Origin of the sequence: Siminovitchia sp. FSL W7-1587 (genome assembly GCF_037963795.1) — a bacterium.
GTDB classification, from domain to species: domain Bacteria; phylum Bacillota; class Bacilli; order Bacillales; family Bacillaceae_C; genus Siminovitchia; species Siminovitchia thermophila.
Window position 1 is genome coordinate 758,122 of the sequence record NZ_CP150169.1, and the last position, 19,095, is coordinate 777,216.

At 44.9% G+C, this 19,095-nt stretch carries 11 protein-coding genes, 13 tRNA genes, 3 rRNA genes and 1 pseudogene; 3 read left to right on the forward strand and 25 right to left on the reverse strand.

Annotation, left to right across the window (positions count from 1 at the left end; all coding sequences use genetic code 11):
- Positions 1–1,385: 1,385 nt before the first annotated feature.
- From NST31_RS03635 to NST31_RS03720, 18 genes and pseudogenes are all read right to left on the reverse strand, one after another.
- Positions 1,386–2,152 (reverse strand): annotated as a pseudogene (locus tag NST31_RS03635) (transposase).
- Between the two features lie 194 nt (positions 2,153–2,346).
- A tRNA-Leu gene (locus NST31_RS03640) sits at positions 2,347–2,430 on the reverse strand.
- A 10-nt stretch (positions 2,431–2,440) separates the two neighbouring features.
- Positions 2,441–2,514, reverse strand: a tRNA-Cys gene (locus NST31_RS03645).
- A gap of 7 nt (positions 2,515–2,521) precedes the next feature.
- Positions 2,522–2,596 (reverse strand) — tRNA-Gly (locus NST31_RS03650).
- Positions 2,597–2,602: 6 nt separating this feature from the next.
- Positions 2,603–2,674, reverse strand: a tRNA-Gln gene (locus NST31_RS03655).
- A 30-nt stretch (positions 2,675–2,704) separates the two neighbouring features.
- Positions 2,705–2,780, reverse strand: a tRNA-His gene (locus NST31_RS03660).
- 5 nt (positions 2,781–2,785) lie between these two features.
- Positions 2,786–2,859 (reverse strand) — tRNA-Trp (locus NST31_RS03665).
- 5 nt (positions 2,860–2,864) lie between these two features.
- Positions 2,865–2,949, reverse strand: a tRNA-Tyr gene (locus NST31_RS03670).
- A gap of 36 nt (positions 2,950–2,985) precedes the next feature.
- A tRNA-Phe gene (locus NST31_RS03675) sits at positions 2,986–3,058 on the reverse strand.
- 77 nt (positions 3,059–3,135) lie between these two features.
- Positions 3,136–3,211: transfer RNA gene (locus NST31_RS03680), tRNA-Asp, on the reverse strand.
- Between the two features lie 6 nt (positions 3,212–3,217).
- Positions 3,218–3,291: transfer RNA gene (locus tag NST31_RS03685), tRNA-Met, on the reverse strand.
- Between the two features lie 17 nt (positions 3,292–3,308).
- Positions 3,309–3,383: transfer RNA gene (locus NST31_RS03690), tRNA-Glu, on the reverse strand.
- Between the two features lie 20 nt (positions 3,384–3,403).
- Positions 3,404–3,496, reverse strand: a tRNA-Ser gene (locus NST31_RS03695).
- Between the two features lie 3 nt (positions 3,497–3,499).
- Positions 3,500–3,574: transfer RNA gene (locus NST31_RS03700), tRNA-Asn, on the reverse strand.
- A 13-nt stretch (positions 3,575–3,587) separates the two neighbouring features.
- Positions 3,588–3,703 (reverse strand): 5S ribosomal RNA (gene rrf, locus NST31_RS03705).
- Positions 3,704–3,934: 231 nt separating this feature from the next.
- Positions 3,935–6,865, reverse strand: a 23S ribosomal RNA gene (locus NST31_RS03710).
- A 519-nt stretch (positions 6,866–7,384) separates the two neighbouring features.
- Positions 7,385–8,935 (reverse strand): 16S ribosomal RNA (locus NST31_RS03715).
- Together the 16S, 23S and 5S rRNA genes with 13 tRNA genes alongside form the textbook arrangement of a ribosomal RNA operon.
- 240 nt (positions 8,936–9,175) lie before the next feature.
- The gene (locus tag NST31_RS03720; protein WP_077109561.1) at positions 9,176–10,039 is read right to left on the reverse strand and encodes a nucleotidyltransferase-like protein; all 864 of its coding nucleotides are present in this window, start codon (positions 10,037–10,039) and stop codon (positions 9,176–9,178) included.
- 133 nt (positions 10,040–10,172) lie between these two features.
- Here NST31_RS03720 and NST31_RS03725 point away from each other — a divergent pair, with 133 nt between their 5' ends.
- Positions 10,173–10,526, forward strand: coding sequence for a YgzB family protein (locus tag NST31_RS03725; RefSeq protein WP_077109560.1), 354 nt, complete (start codon positions 10,173–10,175; stop codon positions 10,524–10,526).
- Positions 10,527–10,562: 36 nt separating this feature from the next.
- Here the strand turns inward: NST31_RS03725 and perR are convergent, their stop codons facing one another.
- From perR to NST31_RS03740, 3 genes are all read right to left on the reverse strand, one after another.
- Entirely contained in the window at positions 10,563–11,000 is a 438-nt protein-coding gene (gene perR, locus NST31_RS03730; protein WP_139345531.1) for a peroxide-responsive transcriptional repressor PerR, read from the reverse strand.
- Between the two features lie 324 nt (positions 11,001–11,324).
- Positions 11,325–11,795, reverse strand: coding sequence for a thioredoxin-dependent thiol peroxidase (gene bcp, locus NST31_RS03735; RefSeq protein WP_077109558.1), 471 nt, complete (start codon positions 11,793–11,795; stop codon positions 11,325–11,327).
- A gap of 66 nt (positions 11,796–11,861) precedes the next feature.
- Positions 11,862–12,284, reverse strand: coding sequence for an ion channel (locus tag NST31_RS03740; RefSeq protein ID WP_339163934.1), 423 nt, complete (start codon positions 12,282–12,284; stop codon positions 11,862–11,864).
- Between the two features lie 246 nt (positions 12,285–12,530).
- On the opposite strand from NST31_RS03740, the gene NST31_RS03745 reads away from it, so the two are divergent.
- Both NST31_RS03745 and NST31_RS03750 read left to right on the forward strand, forming a co-directional pair.
- Positions 12,531–12,713: a hypothetical protein gene (locus NST31_RS03745; protein ID WP_077109556.1), complete on the forward strand. Its 183-nt coding sequence runs from the start codon at positions 12,531–12,533 to the stop codon at positions 12,711–12,713.
- 769 nt (positions 12,714–13,482) lie between these two features.
- Positions 13,483–14,556 (forward strand): aromatic acid exporter family protein, encoded by a 1,074-nt coding sequence (locus NST31_RS03750; RefSeq protein ID WP_077109554.1) that lies wholly within the window; start codon positions 13,483–13,485, stop codon positions 14,554–14,556.
- Between the two features lie 404 nt (positions 14,557–14,960).
- On the opposite strand, the gene NST31_RS03755 is transcribed toward NST31_RS03750, so the two are convergent.
- The 4 genes from NST31_RS03755 to fabL all read right to left on the reverse strand — a co-directional run bounded on the left by NST31_RS03755 (position 14,961) and on the right by fabL (position 19,089).
- Positions 14,961–16,706, reverse strand: a complete 1,746-nt coding sequence (locus tag NST31_RS03755) for an ABC transporter ATP-binding protein (protein ID WP_339163938.1) — start codon at positions 16,704–16,706, stop codon at positions 14,961–14,963.
- Between the two features lie 96 nt (positions 16,707–16,802).
- Entirely contained in the window at positions 16,803–17,333 is a 531-nt protein-coding gene (locus NST31_RS03760; protein WP_077109552.1) for a DUF402 domain-containing protein, read from the reverse strand.
- Between the two features lie 630 nt (positions 17,334–17,963).
- Positions 17,964–18,227: a gamma-type small acid-soluble spore protein gene (locus NST31_RS03765; protein ID WP_139345529.1), complete on the reverse strand. Its 264-nt coding sequence runs from the start codon at positions 18,225–18,227 to the stop codon at positions 17,964–17,966.
- A gap of 112 nt (positions 18,228–18,339) precedes the next feature.
- Complete coding sequence (gene fabL / locus NST31_RS03770; RefSeq protein WP_077109550.1) at positions 18,340–19,089, reverse strand: enoyl-[acyl-carrier-protein] reductase FabL; 750 nt, start codon at positions 19,087–19,089, stop codon at positions 18,340–18,342.
- Positions 19,090–19,095 lie beyond the last annotated feature (6 nt).

Consider the following 19,095-nt stretch of genomic DNA (forward strand, 5'->3'; position numbering starts at 1 on the left):
ATTCACGATTTTGAGTGATCAATTTTTTGCAAAACCATTTGACCAAAAAAAACGTTGGAAACAATATTCCAAAGCCTTTTGTCACATGGATGCGTTTAAGCTCAAAAACAAAATGTCAATCATGCAAAAGTGTTTAAACACAAAAAAGCCGATTAAATCTTTGCAAATTCAATCAGCATATAACAGTTAAAACAGATGGTTACCATGTGACGAAGACATCAACTTCAGTACGGTAACCGGCTTTTGCGGTAAAGGTTGGAAGTGAGTGCGAGATATCGTTTCTCCTTCTATGAATCAGCAGCAAACTCAAGTTTTATTAATGAAAGAAACGAGAATATGTTTTTGTGAGCAAGTGAGGGGGAGAGCCATAGTGGCTGTCCTGGAGAACGAGTACATTTGATTAACATTAAAAAAGCTCATGTAGAAAACCGATTAAAGACCATCTGAATAAAATTCTAGTCATTGATCATTTACAGAATACACGCAGCTCTTCTTTCAGTTAATTGATATTCGTTATGAATAATATGATATTTACGACAAACAAAAACTTCAATCTTTAGATAAAGAAAGCCAAGTTCGATTTTCAAACACTAGCAACAATTTGCGTGGATTCATATTGTTTACATGATCGCTAACCGAGAGACTCCGAGTAAACAAGCGTTAACATGTTGAGCAGTATATGAAGAATCCCCCTTTCATATAAATGAATGAATGTCACCATTTGCCCTTAAAAGTTCGAGGATAGAAAAAGGAGTACCTCTCCAAATATCGAAAAATGAGCAAGTAACAGGCCTGTTCAATGCCGGCTATGATATTGAGCCAATCTGTCAGCAACTGGCGGATCAAGAACATGCAGAGTGTCATCCCATATAACCACGAGTAAGAGGAAATGATCGGCCTTAATGGAATTTCGCGACTACAACATGTCCTTGTGCGTTCTTATTTCTATCGTTACGACAGCTACAATACAAAATACAAGACACTGAAATATACACACAACAAACAAAGAATATGCGACGTGCCATTAACACGCACTCATATAGAGTGCGACCTGGATGATTACATTATGGACGAGCATCCAGAATTATTTCAATCCACGCACTCATATAGAGTGCGACAGCGAAAATCTCCTAATAAAAGGAAAATCATTCCCTAAATCTAGTAGGATAACCTGTTTTTGGGGATATTTCGCCTATCTTCTTTTCAATTTTACCATATATTTTCGTATTATACTGGGTTTTTTTGGTGCGGGTCCCCCGGAGATTTTATGTTCGCTTGGGGTCCGCAGCAAAGTTTACGTTCAATTTTATACAAACTGACGTTTCTCTTTTTAATTAAAATGGTTCTATGTCAAATGTTGGAGTGGGGTGAGATAGAATCTCACTTTACCCAACATGACTTCCAATTTTTTTATACTTATGTAAAAGAAGTATTCTTGCTCTTCCCCTTAGGAAGTTCCTAAATCCAAAGGCGTTCCTCTTCATGACTTTCGTTAGGTTATTAATTCTCTCCAAAAAACCATTTGAGTAAAAAGCTGTTTAGTACTTCTGTCTGCCAGTTTTTGAATGTACGGATAGCCTTCTCAAATTCAGGAATACCATCTTGTTCTACCTTCCTGTAAAAATCCATTAATCCTTTGTCTCCCCATCGGCAATAATCAATTGATATTTTCCTTCCTTTGTATCTCCCTTGTACTCATCGATGGCGATCACCCTGGGCAGTTCTTGAACCTCTGTCATTTCCTTTACGGCCAAACTGTCAAATCTGCGCATGACAGTTGATATGGAAACGCCAAACTGCTGGGCAGTTTCCTTAAATGTCTTCGCTTGCACGATCCGAACGGATACTGCCCGATTACATTCGTTAGAAAGCCGTTGATATCGATGATCAAAAGGATTCCTCCGCAAACCGCTTCCCGCACGAACAGGCATAGTGGCGCTATTTGTAGAAGAGGGACGTCAACCGTTCAAAACACTTCAAATGCTGATCTTTTGAATGCGATAATCATGAACTTTCTTAGTCCTTTCACCACAGCTTGGACACTTGTGGACCTTAACATCCATTTCTATATACGGTCTTCCACTTCTTCCACTTTTGTGATCAATACATCTTCAAGGTCGGGATTGTTATGGTAAAATTCACTTGCACGCAACTCCAATCTTTTCTTGCTTTCTCGTCAATTCAAGTATAAAAGAATTGGATGTTTGCGTGTATTTTTTTACGGGCAAATTGTGTGGAAACCCCAACATTTAGTATAGAGCCTAAAACGAAAAAAAACTCATAAACATTGATATATCAACGTTTATGAGCCTTTTCTCACTTATCTGACCTTAATTTTCTTAAAAATACCTGAGGTGGGATTCGAACCCACAAGCCCGTGAGGGCATTGGATTTTGAGTCCAACGTGTATGCCAGTTCCACCACTCAGGCGTGATAAAATTGGAGGCGGCAACCGGATTCGAACCGGTGGTAAGGGTGTTGCAGACCCGTGCCTTACCACTTGGCTATGCCGCCAAGGTTTTGGAGCGGAAGACGGGGTTCGAACCCGCGACCCCCACCTTGGCAAGGTGGTGTTCTACCACTGAACTACTTCCGCAATATACTGGGCTAGCTGGATTCGAACCAACGAATCACGGAGTCAAAGTCCGTTGCCTTACCGCTTGGCTATAGCCCATCGTTAGTTAAATGATACTATAAATATAAATGGGGCGACTAGTGGGAATCGAACCCACGAGTGTCGGAGCCACAATCCGATGCGTTAACCACTTCGCCATAGCCGCCACTTTGGCAGGGGTAGTAGGAATCGAACCCACACTGGAGGTTTTGGAGACCTCTGTTCTACCGTTAAACTATACCCCTAATCATGGTGGTGGGGGACGGATTCGAACCGCCGAACCCTGAGGGAGCGGATTTACAGTCCGCCGCGTTTAGCCACTTCGCTACCCCACCGAGAAAGTAATTATCTGGTTAGTTAGTTTTAGAAGGTGGCTCAGGACGGAATCGAACCGCCGACACAAGGATTTTCAGTCCTTTGCTCTACCGACTGAGCTACTGAGCCGTATATCATTTAAACGATGACAATTTTTAAAAACGCTCATCATCAGTATCTATGCAACAAGTGGATGGTATTAAAAATGGCGGTCCCGACGGGAATCGAACCCGCGATCTCCTGCGTGACAGGCAGGCATGTTAACCGCTACACTACGGGACCTGTTGATTGCGGGGGCAGGATTTGAACCTGCGACCTTCGGGTTATGAGCCCGACGAGCTACCGAACTGCTCCACCCCGCGACAATGAAAATAAAATATGGTGACCCCTACGGGATTCGAACCCGTGTTACCGCCGTGAAAGGGCGGTGTCTTAACCGCTTGACCAAGGGGCCGTATATATAAAGAGCTTATATGGCGGAGAGCAAGGGATTTGAACCCTTGAGACGGCGGTAGCCGCCTACACGATTTCCAATCGTGCTCCTTCGGCCAGCTCGGACAGCTCTCCGTATGGCTCCGCAGGTAGGATTCGAACCTACGACCGATCGGTTAACAGCCGATAGCTCTACCACTGAGCTACTGCGGAATAATATTGTTTTGCCCGGCAGCGTCCTGCTCTCACAAGGGGAAGCCCCTCATTACCATCGGCGCTGAAGAACTTAACTTCCGTGTTCGGGATGGGAACGGGTGTTGCCTCTTCGCTATCGCCACCAGACAAAAACAACGACATCTTTTATTATAATAGGTTTTATGTATATTTCAAGAGTTTTTTCATTCTCTCAAAACCGGGATACATGAGAAGAAGTCCGAGAACCGTTTTTGTTCAATCCAGCTCCGGACGCTATCGCTTTGCGTCACTTCGCTTCTTCTGGCAAAGTCGATTGACTTTTCCGCCAGAAGCTCCAGTGAGCTGCAGCGATGGACAAGCGTCCTGCGCTTTTTATATTTGATTAAGTCCTCGATCGATTAGTATCCGTCAGCTCCATGTGTCGCCACACTTCCACACCGGACCTATCTACCTGATCATCTTTCAGGGATCTTACGTTGCCTGGCAAGCCAGACAATGGGAAATCTCATCTTGAGGGGGGCTTCATGCTTAGATGCTTTCAGCACTTATCCCTTCCGCACATAGCTACCCAGCTATGCCTCTGGCGAGACAACTGGTACACCAGCGGTGCGTCCATCCCGGTCCTCTCGTACTAAGGACAGCTCCTCTCAAATTTCCTGCGCCCGCGACGGATAGGGACCGAACTGTCTCACGACGTTCTGAACCCAGCTCGCGTACCGCTTTAATGGGCGAACAGCCCAACCCTTGGGACCGACTACAGCCCCAGGATGCGATGAGCCGACATCGAGGTGCCAAACCTCCCCGTCGATGTGAACTCTTGGGGGAGATAAGCCTGTTATCCCCGGGGTAGCTTTTATCCGTTGAGCGATGGCCCTTCCATGCGGAACCACCGGATCACTAAGCCCGACTTTCGTCCCTGCTCGACTTGTAGGTCTCGCAGTCAAGCTCCCTTCTGCCTTTACACTCTGCGAATGATTTCCAACCATTCTGAGGGAACCTTTGGGCGCCTCCGTTACCTTTTAGGAGGCGACCGCCCCAGTCAAACTGCCTGCCTGACACTGTCTCCCAACCCGATCAGGGTCGCGGGTTAGACGGTCCATACAGCCAGGGTAGTATCCCACCGTTGCCTCCACGGAAGCTGGCGCTCCCGTTTCCATGGCTCCTACCTATCCTGTACAAGCTGCACAGACAGTCAATATCAAGCTACAGTAAAGCTCCACGGGGTCTTTCCGTCCTGTCGCGGGTAACCTGCATCTTCACAGGTACTATAATTTCACCGAGTCTCTCGTTGAGACAGTGCCCAGATCGTTGCGCCTTTCGTGCGGGTCGGAACTTACCCGACAAGGAATTTCGCTACCTTAGGACCGTTATAGTTACGGCCGCCGTTTACTGGGGCTTCAATTCGAAGCTTCGCCTAAGCTGACCTCTCCTCTTAACCTTCCAGCACCGGGCAGGCGTCAGCCCCTATACTTCGCCTTGCGGCTTCGCAGAGACCTGTGTTTTTGCTAAACAGTCGCCTGGGCCTATTCACTGCGGCTTCTCAGGGCTATTCACCCTAAAAAGCACCCCTTCTCCCGAAGTTACGGGGTCATTTTGCCGAGTTCCTTAACGAGAGTTCTCTCGCTCACCTTAGGATTCTCTCCTCGCCTACCTGTGTCGGTTTGCGGTACGGGCGCCTATTGCCTCGCTAGAAGCTTTTCTCGGCAGTGTGGAATCAGGAACTTCGGTACTTTTTTTCCCTCGCCATCACAGCTCAGCCTACACGGTAAGCGGATTTGCCTACTTACCGGCCTTACTGCTTGGACGCGCTTTTCCAGCTGCGCGCTTGCCTTATCCTCCTGCGTCCCTCCATCACTCAAACGGCAATGAGGCGGTACAGGAATCTCAACCTGTTATCCATCGCCTACGCCTTTCGGCCTCGGCTTAGGTCCCGACTTACCCTGAGCGGACGAGCCTTCCTCAGGAAACCTTAGGCTTTCGGTGGAAGGGATTCTCACCCTTCTTTCGCTACTCATACCGGCATTCTCACTTCCAAGCACTCCACCGCCTCTTTCAAGACGACTTCGCCGCGCTTGGAACGCTCTCCTACCATTGCTATTGCAATCCACAGCTTCGGTGATACGTTTAGCCCCGGTACATTTTCGGCGCAGAGTCACTCGACCAGTGAGCTATTACGCACTCTTTGAATGGTGGCTGCTTCTAAGCCAACATCCTGGTTGTCTAAGCAACTCCACATCCTTTTCCACTTAACGTATACTTGGGGACCTTAGCTGGTGGTCTGGGTTGTTTCCCTCTCGACTACGGATCTTATCACTCGCAGTCTGACTCCCAAGGATAAGTATTTGGCATTCGGAGTTTGTCTGAAGTCGGTAACCCGATGAGGGCCCCTCGTCCAAACAGTGCTCTACCTCCAATACTCTCACCTTGAGGCTAGCCCTAAAGCTATTTCGGAGAGAACCAGCTATCTCCAGGTTCGATTGGAATTTCACCCCTACCCACACCTCATCCCCGCATTTTTCAACATACGTGGGTTCGGGCCTCCAGTCAGTGTTACCTGACCTTCACCCTGGACATGGGTAGATCACCTGGTTTCGGGTCTGCGACCTCATACTCTTGCGCCCTATTCAGACTCGCTTTCGCTGCGGCTCCGTCTTTTCAACTTAACCTTGCATGAAATCGCAACTCGCCGGTTCATTCTACAAAAGGCACGCCATCACACACGCGGTGCTCTGACTACTTGTAGGCACACGGTTTCAGGTTCTATTTCACTCCCCTCCCGGGGTGCTTTTCACCTTTCCCTCACGGTACTGGTTCACTATCGGTCACTAGGGAGTATTTAGCCTTGGGAGATGGTCCTCCCGGATTCCGACGGGATTTCTCGTGTCCCGCCGTACTCAGGATCCACTCGGGAGGGATCGACGTTTCAACTACAGGGCTGTTACCTTCTTTGGCCGGCCTTTCCAGGCCGCTTCGTCTACGCCGTTCCTTTGTCACTCCACTTTGAGTGTCCTACAACCCCGAAAGGCAAGCCTTTCGGTTTGGGCTCTTCCCGTTTCGCTCGCCGCTACTGGGGGAATCGATTTTTCTTTCTCTTCCTCCGGGTACTTAGATGTTTCAGTTCCCCGGGTATGCCTTCCATTCCCTATGGATTCAGAAATGGATACTGCCTCATTACTGGCAGTGGGTTTCCCCATTCGGAAATCTCCGGATCAGCTTGCTTACAGCTCCCCGAAGCATATCGGTGTTCGTCCCGTCCTTCATCGGCTCCTAGTGCCAAGGCATTCACCGTGCGCCCTTATTAACTTAATCTTTTTTCGGTCAACGATTAGCATCGAATCTCTGTGTCAGCTCCCTCATTCACGTCATCACGCACTCGTAGTGCGCTCTGGTGCTCATTCGGTCGCTTCCTTGATCTTCTCGCTTCTCGTTGCCCTTTGGTTTTTGCTCAAAAATAAGCAACGCTCGTTTTTTCGAACTGCTTGCTTCTTTTCGCCTAACCTAAAGGTTTTACACTTCTTATGGTTGCTCCATAATGGATCATCCATAAAGTGAACGATTCTCGGTTTGTTTCTTCTCATGTTATCCGGTTTTCAAAGAACGAAGCTGCTGACTTCCATCACGTCATGTGATTGATCAGCGCCTATGCTTCATGCAGCTTTGCGACGAGGTGAAGTTCCTCGAACACGCTGTGCCGCAAGTGAGCACATGTTTTGAGAGTTGTTTGACCTCTCAAAACTAAACGAAACGAAAGCGTCAATTCGTATCTATTGGAAATGTCCAGTTGCGGCTCCTGCCGAGCAGTCGCCTCCACATTTCAATTATCCTTAGAAAGGAGGTGATCCAGCCGCACCTTCCGATACGGCTACCTTGTTACGACTTCACCCCAATCATCTGTCCCACCTTCGGCGGCTGGCTCCAAATGGTTACCCCACCGACTTCGGGTGTTACAAACTCTCGTGGTGTGACGGGCGGTGTGTACAAGGCCCGGGAACGTATTCACCGCGGCATGCTGATCCGCGATTACTAGCGATTCCGGCTTCATGCAGGCGAGTTGCAGCCTGCAATCCGAACTGAGAATGGTTTTATGGGATTCGCTCCACCTCGCGGTCTCGCGGCCCTTTGTACCATCCATTGTAGCACGTGTGTAGCCCAGGTCATAAGGGGCATGATGATTTGACGTCATCCCCACCTTCCTCCGGTTTGTCACCGGCAGTCACCTTAGAGTGCCCAACTTAATGCTGGCAACTAAGATCAAGGGTTGCGCTCGTTGCGGGACTTAACCCAACATCTCACGACACGAGCTGACGACAACCATGCACCACCTGTCACCGATGTCCCCGAAGGGAAAACTTTATCTCTAAAGCGGGCATCGGGATGTCAAGACCTGGTAAGGTTCTTCGCGTTGCTTCGAATTAAACCACATGCTCCACCGCTTGTGCGGGCCCCCGTCAATTCCTTTGAGTTTCAGCCTTGCGGCCGTACTCCCCAGGCGGAGTGCTTAATGCGTTTGCTGCAGCACTAAGGGGCGGAAACCCCCTAACACTTAGCACTCATCGTTTACGGCGTGGACTACCAGGGTATCTAATCCTGTTCGCTACCCACGCTTTCGCGCCTCAGCGTCAGTTACAGACCAGAGAGCCGCCTTCGCCACTGGTGTTCCTCCACATCTCTACGCATTTCACCGCTACACGTGGAATTCCGCTCTCCTCTTCTGCACTCAAGCCTCCCAGTTTCCAATGACCCTCCACGGTTGAGCCGTGGGCTTTCACATCAGACTTAAGAAGCCGCCTGCGCGCGCTTTACGCCCAATAATTCCGGACAACGCTTGCCACCTACGTATTACCGCGGCTGCTGGCACGTAGTTAGCCGTGGCTTTCTGGTCAGGTACCGTCAACGCATCGGCAGTTACTCCGATGCGGGTTCTTCCCTGATAACAGAGTTTTACGATCCGAAGACCTTCATCACTCACGCGGCGTTGCTCCGTCAGACTTGCGTCCATTGCGGAAGATTCCCTACTGCTGCCTCCCGTAGGAGTCTGGGCCGTGTCTCAGTCCCAGTGTGGCCGATCACCCTCTCAGGTCGGCTACGCATCGTTGCCTTGGTAGGCCGTTACCCCACCAACTAGCTAATGCGCCGCGGGCCCATCTGTAAGTGACAGCAGAGCCGTCTTTTATCCTTTCTCCATGCGGAAAAAGAAATTATCCGGTATTAGCCCCGGTTTCCCGGAGTTATCCCAGTCTTACAGGCAGGTTGCCCACGTGTTACTCACCCGTCCGCCGCTGACTAAAAAGGAGCAAGCTCCTCTTTTGTCCGCTCGACTTGCATGTATTAGGCACGCCGCCAGCGTTCGTCCTGAGCCAGGATCAAACTCTCATGTAAAAGTTTGGTTAGCTCATAATTAAAGCTGACTAATCAATTATTGATTGACGTTTCGTTTCGTTCAGTTTTCAAAGATCAAACTTTCGCTTGCCGCTTTATAGGCGACTTTTATATATTAACATATTGAACATCATTATGTCAACATGTTTTTTAATTCGTTTTTTGTCGGCTGTTTATCAGCGACGACTACTAATATATCAAACAACGTTTTTTATGTCAACAACAAATTTTAAAAAACATCTATCCAGTTTGATAACAGCGTTCATAGATCCCCTTTAAGTCCGTTTCCACTTGGACCGGGACAATAACACTTCTTTCAATTAAGTAGTCAAACAGAATGCTTAAGTTTGCTCCGTAGTGTTTTGTTTGGGGATGTTGGACAATTTCTTCAAATCTCCAGAGAGGCTTCTCTTGCATAACTCCCAATAAGTGTTCTGTTCCTAAAGGAGTTTTCGAGTATATTAAAAATTCACTTGCCAAATATAACAGCTCTAGCCTTTTATCAATCGATTCGTTCCCAAGAACCAGCTCCTCATACAACTTTAAAATTTCTGGTTCAATTTGCTTGATCTGTCTCCAAACGGCCGAATCCGGTAACAGCCCGCTCTCTATAACAGCTATCTTTCCCAGTCGATAAAGCGCATATACCGCATGATGAAAAGCATGAAAAAATTGATCTTTCTTGAAAAAACTTTTTCCTTCTGTAAAGCTTTTGATTAATTCGGCAAATTCCAGCCCAATCGTTAGTTTTCGCTTTTTCGTCATTAAGCTGTGCAAATCATTTTTCAAGCACTCCATATAACGGTCACGGTCAAATAATATATGCCCTTCATGCCATATATCTATCAACTTTAGCTGTGAACCGGGCAGCGTCCATTCTTGTAGCCGCTTTTCATCAATAATGTAAAAAGCAATTTTCTTTTCCTGGAAGTTGTAGTGCTTAATTACTTCCAGCTTATCCTGCCAGACTTCAACGACTATCACTATTACATCAAACATATCCATGGCCGTCAATAATCTGTCTTCTTTTTCAATCATTATTATTCCTAATGTGGTGGATTTGGAAGCATATTGTTCAAATAATGGCCGCAGGATATCCTCCATTATCATTCCTCCAAATAAAAATTGATTTCGTAATTGTTTCGACGATTTGATGTGATTTTCCTGCTTTTTTCAATTATATACACTTTGCTAGGCCTTTTTTATGGTATAGTGTATTTTTGGGAGGGCTGGTAATATGGCAAAAAAATATTCAAGTAAAATAAACAAAATCCGCAGTTTTGCGTTAAGTTTAATTTTTATCGGATTCATCATTATGTATGTAGGCATTTTCTTTCAAAAGCAGCCGATCCTCATGACATTATTTATGTTGTTGGGCTTATTGGCCATTATTGGTAGTACAGTGGTCTATTTCTGGATTGGAATGCTTTCCACAAAAGCTGTTCAGGTAATATGCCCAAATTGCGATAAAGCGACAAAGGTTCTTGGACGGGTAGATATGTGCATGCATTGCCGTGAGCCGCTCACACTTGACCCTGAACTTGAAGGAAAAGAGTTCGATGAAAATTATAATCGAAAAAGAAATAAATAAATGAAAAAGATCGCCTGCTTTTATACGGCGATCTTTTTAGTGGTTTTGTCGATTTTGGCACTCGGGACAGACTCCGTAAATTTCCATTCGATGGGTCCCAACTTCAAAACCCGTTACATGTGCAGCAAGCTGTTCTACTTCATCAAGACCGGGATAATGGAAATCAACAATTTTTTCGCATTTTTCACATATGATATGGTAATGATCCGTTGTTACAAAGTCAAAGCGGCTGGATGCATCACCATAAGTAAGTTCTTTAACGAGCCCGACTTCCTTGAAAACCCGCAAATTGTTATAAACAGTAGCAACACTCATATTTGGAAATTTACTTTCAAGAGATTTATAAATATCGTCAGCAGTCGGATGAGACATTGACTGAATCAGGTATTCTAAAATCGCATGACGTTGAGGTGTAATCCGGACCCCTGTTTTTTTCAACGTATCAATTGCCTCTTTTAACTGGTGTTCTGACATCGCCATGCACCTCTTTTCTTATAAGAAATTGATTCTCTTTTTATAATCCTTATAATTAGTGTACTAATTGATATGACGTTTTGTCAATGATTATCATTGTTTTCACTATAAGTATACTCTTTTTTAAGCTGTTTCATGTCCTGGTAATCGGAAACCAATGAAAGCAGATTGGTTTTTAAGTGCTGGAAACAACAAAAAAGGACTGCTACTGCAGTCCAAAATGAATTTTTACTGAGGAGGTATGCCCTGTAATGTTACTTTATGTATTTGAACTTAACTTGAATGGACAAAAGCCGTATAAAATCGAAAAATGGGCAAATACATTTACGATAAATGATCTTTGATGTACTGCAGGGCTTCTTCCACGTGCCCCTTAACCTTTACTTTTCTCCATTCCTTGGCGATCCTGCCCTCTTTATCGATGATAAAAGTTGAACGCTCAATTCCCATATATTCCTTGCCAAAGTTCTTTTTCAACTTCCAGACACCATACTTTTCCGCCACTTCGTGGTTGTCATCGACGAGAAGCAAAAATGGCAAGCCATGCTTTTCAATAAACTTTTCATGCTTGTCCAACGGATCGGGGCTGACTCCCAAAATGACTGCATCAAGCGTTGCGAAGTCTTCATGCATATCTCTGAAGTCACATGCCTGCGTTGTACATCCAGGTGTCATATCTTTAGGATAAAAATATAAAACGACGTTTTTCCCTTTAAAATCAGATAAGCTAACTTCCTTCCCATTGCTTGCAAGCAATGAAAAATCCGGAGCCATTTCCATTTCTTTTACTGTCATAAAATCGCCTCCTGTCATGATCATCTCTTATAAGCCTACACAAAATTAAAGACAAATACAATTATTCTAATTTTTACCCCGAGAGGCAGGATCAAAATCAACAAAGGTACGAACAACGAAGGCAGCCGGAATCGTATAACCAAGGAGTGCTTCAATGATGACAAGGAAGCGGCCGATACCAATGGGAGCGACATCCCCAAAGCCTACGGAAAAAAGGGTGACGGCACTTAAATAGATGGAGGTTCCCAGCCGGGAAAAAAATGATTGTGGGGCAGAAGAAGCTGCGGCATCATAAAGAATCCGATAACCTTTCAATTCCAGAAGGAGGTAAAGCATTCCGAAGCCGACCATGATAACGGCATATGTGATTGCCAGAAAAATGAAATTTTCAAAAGACACTTCTTTGAATTTGAACCTTGTGGGGAAAAATAGCATTCTAAGAGCCATCAATATACAAATGACAACTCCTAAAAATAAAACGTACCACATCCCCATCAACTCCTTTAACCCTTGTCTTTCATCTTACGTTCGATTATTTATTGCTATGACGCCCGTTGAAGAATCATCAAAATCATTGCGTGAAGATCACTTGCATACTAAAATATATGAAGGATTTTACTTCTGAGGGTATCAATTTTACATAAAGAAGCACTAATCACGGGAGGATGAAACAGCCTTTCCCGCGCTTTTAAAACAGTAGAGTGCGGTACGCCTGCCGATTACGGAGCCTATATAATGGAGATTGATTACTTAGGAGCCATATACATTACCGCCCTTTCCCATCCTCATGTTGCCAAGGTTAGCGACGAAACAGGAGTGTTGTTTGAAGTGAACTTTGCACAAATGCTGAAAAATGACTCCTTCACTGGACAAAGCTTGGGAACAAAAAGCAGTTATGTCCACAATCCGGAAGCATGAGCTTTAAGTTATCATGGTCATTTTGATCTCGCACTCGTTGTGGAAGGGTCAGGTTCTTAACAATTTTAGCATGCCTCCTCCGAGGAGTTATGATCATTACTGTTCAATCATATTGAGGAGTTGAACATGCCATGAAGCCTGAGCAGTGAAAATAGCCAGCTGTTTTGATTTCAGATGATGGCTGGAAGCTATGGATTGGTGATTCTAAAAACGGATTTCTTGAAAAAGTAAATGAAATAGCACATGATCATGAAGCACTCGTGATTTATAATGAGGTGATCTCTCTTCCCTTTATGTATGGATGGTGTCCAAAACGAAGATTTGGCTGCCACGGGAAAAATGATCGGCACGGACTTGCCGGTCGGTGGTTATGGCGGGAAAAACAATAAAAGGTGTCGCTTCCTTGGTTCTGCTCGGGGGCAATCGCCGGAAACCCGCTTCCATTCTTTCAACAGAATTGCTTGTTTGGAAATTCCTCAAAAGAGGTGGATATAAGTAAGGACTTGGCGCCTCCTTGAAGATAGGATTTCAGGCAGAAAAACCGGCGATCGTCTGAAAGGCGCACACCCGCGAAAAAGAGATATATGATGAACAGGCAGAAAAAACATGTGTCAACTTCTTCAAACTTCTGCCTCGGGAAGCCATACAAATAAGCCACTCGCATAGGATATAATGGATACCATTTCCTATGTGGAAAATGCTTTTAAAAAATTGAAATGAAGGAAACGCTCGTAATAGCGATTTTCCTAACAGAAAGGAACTATTGAATATGAAGCTTGGTGCCCGCATGTTAAAAACGGGAATAGCCATTACGTTATCACTTTATATCGCTCAGCTTCTTAATTTGCAACCAATTCTGTTTGCAGGAATAGCAGCTATATTTGCAATCCAGCCGACCATTTATCGTTCGTACTTATCAGTTGTGGAGCAAATACAAGGAAATATTATTGGTGCTTTACTGGCCATCGCCTTTACCCTGCTGTTTGGGAATCATTTGCTGATCATCGGACTGGCTGCGATCGTAGCGATCGGAATCATGTTAAAGTTGAAGCTGGAGAATTCGATTAGGCTGGCGCTCGTTACGATTATTGCCATTATGGAAGCACCGGTTGATGAATTCCTGTACTATGCTTCTTTACGTACATTTTCAATTTTTATTGGTATTTTAAGTGCTTTTGTCGTCAACTTGATCTTCCTTCCCCCCAAATATGAAACAAGACTTTTTCAAAGCATTTCGGAAGTAACGGAAGACATATTAAAGTGGCTTAGACTTACGACGAGATTCGCCTCCGAAGACGAGCTTTTAAAAGAAGATATTGAAACAATCAAAAAGAGATTAACGAAAGTAAATCAGCTGTATTCCATGTATGAAGAAGAACGGAGTTATTTTAAAAAAACAGATTATGCCAAACTCCGCAAACTTGTCCTCTACAGGCAAATGATCCAAGTGACACAAAAGAGCTATGACATCTTGAAACTCCAGCATAAATATGAGAATATCCTACTCCAGCTTCCCGAAACGCTTCAAGTGGAAACACGGGAAAGGCTTGATCTCTTAATGAGCTATCATGACCAGTTGCTCTTGAAGTTTATCGGACGGGTCAAACCGGAAGCAGAGCTTGATGATGTTCATTATGGCGAATCGAGCAGGGACCAGCTGCGGGATGCCTATTTAGCCGAAATTCGCAGAGATAATATAGAAGATGAATTTCAGCCTTACCATTTAATGCGGGTGCTGACCGCGATTATTGAATATGAAGAACAATTGGAGCAACTGGAAAAGTTGATCCGAACTTCTCAAACATTCCATGAAGACGAAACCCAGGTGACATTACCTTCATAATTTATATGAATCAAATAATGCAGTTCATGAATTTAAATAAAACTTCGGGCAGCAGTGGTTGGCCTAAAGGGGGTGGATCATGCAAAGGGTGCCGCACAATGTGGTGCCCCTGAGTCTTGCGGACCTCCAGAAGCAAAGGCTAAGATCGAAAGCGTCATATTGGCAAGCTCAGACAGCAACATCCCACACTTTTTTCTACGTGGGTAACATGCATCGAAGCTCCTCATCCTTTATACATCTTTGTGACCGATATCCTTGAAAAACAATGCGATGTGTCGCAGTCGAAGCTTTTTTCTATTGAATCGGGTGTTTACAAGCGGAGGGTGGTACTACCAGTTCATGCTGGATCTCATAAACAAAATGATACACATAAAAAAACCGGAGGTTCTCTTCCTCCGGCTTTTTCATGCCAACTGCTGTACTTGGAAAAGGGAGTAGTAATGCCCTTGCCTTTTCATAAGCTCTTCATGCGTTCCCACTTCAACAATTCTTCCATGCTCAATCAATACAATCCGGTCGGCATGTGTAATCGTTGATAGTCTGTGCGCAATGACAAACGTCGTTCTATTTTTCGCCAATTCATCAAGGGCTTCCTGGATTAAATGTTCACTTTCCAGGTCAAGAGCCGATGTTGCCTCATCCAATATAAGTATAGGCGGATTTTTTAAGAAAACCCTTGCGATGGCAATCCTTTGTTTTTGTCCACCGGACAATTTCACGCCGCGTTCTCCGACAGTCGTCTCGTACCCATTGGGCAAATCCATGATAAAATCGTGTGCATTGGCGGCTTTGGCCGCTCTGATCACCTCTTCCTCGGTGCTGTCAGGCTTTCCGAGCAAAATATTTGTTTTGACCGAGTCGCTGAATAAAATATTGTCCTGTAAAACAACTCCGATTTTATCGCGCAAGCTGCGTACTTTCAAGGTTCGGATGTCTATTCCATCCAGCAAGACTTTCCCTTTCGTTACATCATAAAAACGCGGAATCAAACTGACAAGGGATGATTTTCCTCCTCCACTCATTCCAACAAGCGCAATCGTTTCCCCTTCCTTTACATCTAAGTTAATGTCTCGAAGCACGAGCTTTTCCTTTTCACTATAGGAAAAAGAAACATCATCAAAACGAATATTGCCCCGGACTTCTCCTACTTCCACCGCACCCGGTTCATCAGCAATATCATATTTGACATCGGCTAACTCGAAAACACGATCCATCGACGCAATCGATTGGGTAAGTGTAGTAGAAGAGTTCATTAACCGGCGAAGCGGATTATACAATCGTTCTACATATCCCATAAAGGCAACCATCGTACCGATCGAGAGATTTCCATGAATGACCTGGTACCCGGCATAGGCGATGACAATGAGCGGGGCAATATCCGTAATTGTATTGACAACAGCAAACGCTTTTGCCGTCCAGCTCGTATGATTCAGCGCTTTTTGCAAAAAGTTTGTATTATTTTTATCGAATTGGGTTTGTTCATGGTCTTCAATTGCAAAACTTTTAATAACAGGCATCCCTTGGACCCGTTCGTGCAGATAACTTTGGACCTCGGCCAACGCTTGGGAACGCTCCCTTGTCAATCTCCGTAAATTTCCAAAGAAATAGCGTACCGATAACATATAAAGCGGGAATACGGCAAGCGATACAATTGTGAGAGGTACGTCAAGTGTAAACATAATGGCGATCGCGATAAGGACTGTAGCCGCATCCAGCCACAAGTTCATCAACCCGGTAATCACAAAGTCCTTTGTTGCTTCGACATCATTAATGACCCTGGAAATCACTTCTCCGGAACGAGTGTTTGAATAAAACTTAAAACTCAGCTTTTGAATGTGCGTGAACAGCCGATCGCGGATATCATACAATATTTTGCTCGCGGTCCATTGCGCAAAATATTGCCTGTAATACTCAACAGGCGGCCTTATAATAACAAATATGAACATCATAACGGCCATCGTGATAAACAATGTGGATGTTTTTTCATCGGCACTCAAATGATTGGCAGTAATGATATCATCTATCACATACTTCATTAAAAAAGGAATTAACAGCGGTATCGCGAATTTAATAATTCCTATAAAAAGTGTTCCAATAATTTTCCAACGATACGGCTTTACGAAAGCCAAATACCTTTTAATGATCCCCATGCGACTCCCCCCAAAGAAGGGCAAATGCCCTAATTTCTGATGTCAGCTTCTTTTTGCCAACAATAAATAAAGCCTGCCGAGAAACGCCAACAGGGATTAACTTAAATATGTTAAATAGCGATCATACCAAATATCAATAAAGTCAGCGGAAAAGGGCCCCTTCCCCTGCCTGATCCAGCGTACAAGCTTATCCACATTTTTTTTCAAGATATGATCGATTACATCCGGATATCCCATCAACTTTCGGTTGTGTTCATACTCGTCTTCGTCCAAAAGGGTAAAAGTCATGTCAGGAAATACTTTTATATCCAAGTCATAGTCAATATATTTTAATGCTTCCCGGTCATACACAAATGGCGAGCCGAGGTTGCAATAGTGGTAAATACCGTCATCTCTGATCATCGAAATAATGTTAAACCACAAGTCAGAATGAAAGTAACAGATTGCAGGTTCACGTGTCATCCAAGTCCTGCCATCCGCTTCCGTTACGAGTGTTCGGTCGTTTCCGCCGATCACCATATGATTTGTCGCCTTTAACACTTTAGTTTCGGCCCAAATCCTATGTAGGCTGCCGTTGTGTTTATAGCTTTGTATTTGAATATTTGATCCTTCCGCGGGAATATCCATCGTCTCCCCTACTTTCTAAATAAAAAAGAGCGCACCGTAATAGGAGCGTCTCACACCACGCGCCTCATATTAAAAAATGCCTTTTACATATAATACGATAAACTATCCGATACTATTATAACGGTTTAAGCACATTTTTAAAACTGAAGGGCTTCTTAAAAAGAGCGCGAGTCGCGTACCAGACAACAAAAATTTTCCAAAAAACGGCTTTTCTACTTTCCGCGCAAAGCTGCCGACTTACCATCATAAACAGCATCTTTGGATGTACTGCTTTCTTTCCTACTGCTTAACTTGAACCGCTGACCGCGGTCTTCCTCACCACATATTCAATTCGCGCTTTTACTCGCCCGCTGATATGCTGACGATTTTTCCTTACTCTAGAGCCGGCACTTGCTTGGACCTCCTGTACGGGGGCAGTCTCAATCGTCGACAAGTCCTGTCGCTTCGCCCGAACTTCAATGTCCTATTCGGCGCAGGCCCACTCGGCGACGTCCTAACGTTTCGCCTGAACTTCAATGTCCTGTTCGGCGCAGGCTCAATCGGCGCCTCCCAGCACAGCATAGAAAAATGATACAAAAAATGAGCGGCTGCTCTTCATGTGAAAAGCAGCCGCTCACTTACATATATGCGTTACTGTCCGGCGTTTTGGCCTTTGCGTGCCTCAGCACGTTGGTTTTTCTGTCTTACTTGTTGTGCATCAGTTTCGCTGGCGAACTCAGCGCCAAATTGGCCTTGTTGTTGGGCACCAGCTGATTGTGCGTTTTGTTGTTTTACCTTTTGCACGTTTGTTTCGCTCGCAAACTCAGTGCCAAATTGGCCTTGAGCGCCCGCAGATTGTGCGTTTTGCTGCCTTACTTTTTGAACGTTTGTTTCAGATTGGTTTCTTTTAGCCATCATTCTCACCTCCACGTTTCTTAATGTAACCAGAGGTGTAAGTTGTTATCCAATTTTTTTGGCAAAAATAAAAACCAATCCGCCATACACGTACCAAATTTGGATAAGTATTTTAAACGAGGATAGAGCGGCCTCCATCAACGATAATTGTCTGGCCCCTGATCATGGACGCATCATCTGAAACGAGAAACATGATCGTTTTGACGATATCATCAATTTCGACCATGCGTCCTGCAGGTGTATTTTTTCGGGCGTCTTCCAACAACTCCTCGCGATTCGGGAAATGTGTCAATGCATCCGTATCAATAGCCCCCCCGGATACGGCATTCACAATAATATTTTTCGGGGAAAGCTCCACCGCCAAATAGCGTGTCAATGCTTCAACGGCGGCTTTTGATACTCCGACTGTTGTATAATTTTCTAAATATCGAATGGAGCCCAACGAACTTAGGCTGACAATTTTTCCTCCACCATTTTTTTCCATTAACTTTGCGGATTCTTGGGCACAAAAAAGCAGTGCTTTACTGTTAATATTCATTGTCCAATCCCAGTGGGATTCTTCAAGCTCCATTGCCGGACGCAAAACGCCGGATGCCGCGTTATTGATCAATACATCCAGGCGTCCAAACTCTTCCGAAATCTTTTCAAACATCGCTTTTATTTTGTCAACATCTCCGACATTCGCCCGCGCGAGCAACGCCTTTCTTCCCAGCTTTTCAATCTCTTCAACCGTTTCGAGGGCGGCTTTTTTGCTCCGCGCATAATTTACTACTATGTCGTAACCTTTTTCAGCCAAAGCAATGGCGGCAGCTTTCCCAACTCCCCTGCTGCTACCTGTAACGAGTGCTACTTTATTACTCATCTAAAT

Bases quoted from the DNA above. Each gene is read 5' to 3' on its own strand.
- NST31_RS03720 (WP_077109561.1), bottom strand. From the start codon at position 10,039: ATGGAGGATATCCTGCGGCCATTATTTGAACAATATGCTTCCAAATCC.
- NST31_RS03725 (WP_077109560.1), top strand. From the start codon at position 10,173: ATGGCAAAAAAATATTCAAGTAAAATAAACAAAATCCGCAGTTTTGCG.
- perR (WP_139345531.1), bottom strand. From the start codon at position 11,000: ATGTCAGAACACCAGTTAAAAGAGGCAATTGATACGTTGAAAAAAACA.
- bcp (WP_077109558.1), bottom strand. From the start codon at position 11,795: ATGACAGTAAAAGAAATGGAAATGGCTCCGGATTTTTCATTGCTTGCA.
- NST31_RS03740 (WP_339163934.1), bottom strand. From the start codon at position 12,284: ATGTGGTACGTTTTATTTTTAGGAGTTGTCATTTGTATATTGATGGCT.
- NST31_RS03745 (WP_077109556.1), top strand. From the start codon at position 12,531: ATGGAGATTGATTACTTAGGAGCCATATACATTACCGCCCTTTCCCAT.
- NST31_RS03750 (WP_077109554.1), top strand. From the start codon at position 13,483: ATGAAGCTTGGTGCCCGCATGTTAAAAACGGGAATAGCCATTACGTTA.
- NST31_RS03755 (WP_339163938.1), bottom strand. From the start codon at position 16,706: ATGGGGATCATTAAAAGGTATTTGGCTTTCGTAAAGCCGTATCGTTGG.
- NST31_RS03760 (WP_077109552.1), bottom strand. From the start codon at position 17,333: ATGGATATTCCCGCGGAAGGATCAAATATTCAAATACAAAGCTATAAA.
- NST31_RS03765 (WP_139345529.1), bottom strand. From the start codon at position 18,227: ATGGCTAAAAGAAACCAATCTGAAACAAACGTTCAAAAAGTAAGGCAG.
- fabL (WP_077109550.1), bottom strand. From the start codon at position 19,089: ATGAGTAATAAAGTAGCACTCGTTACAGGTAGCAGCAGGGGAGTTGGG.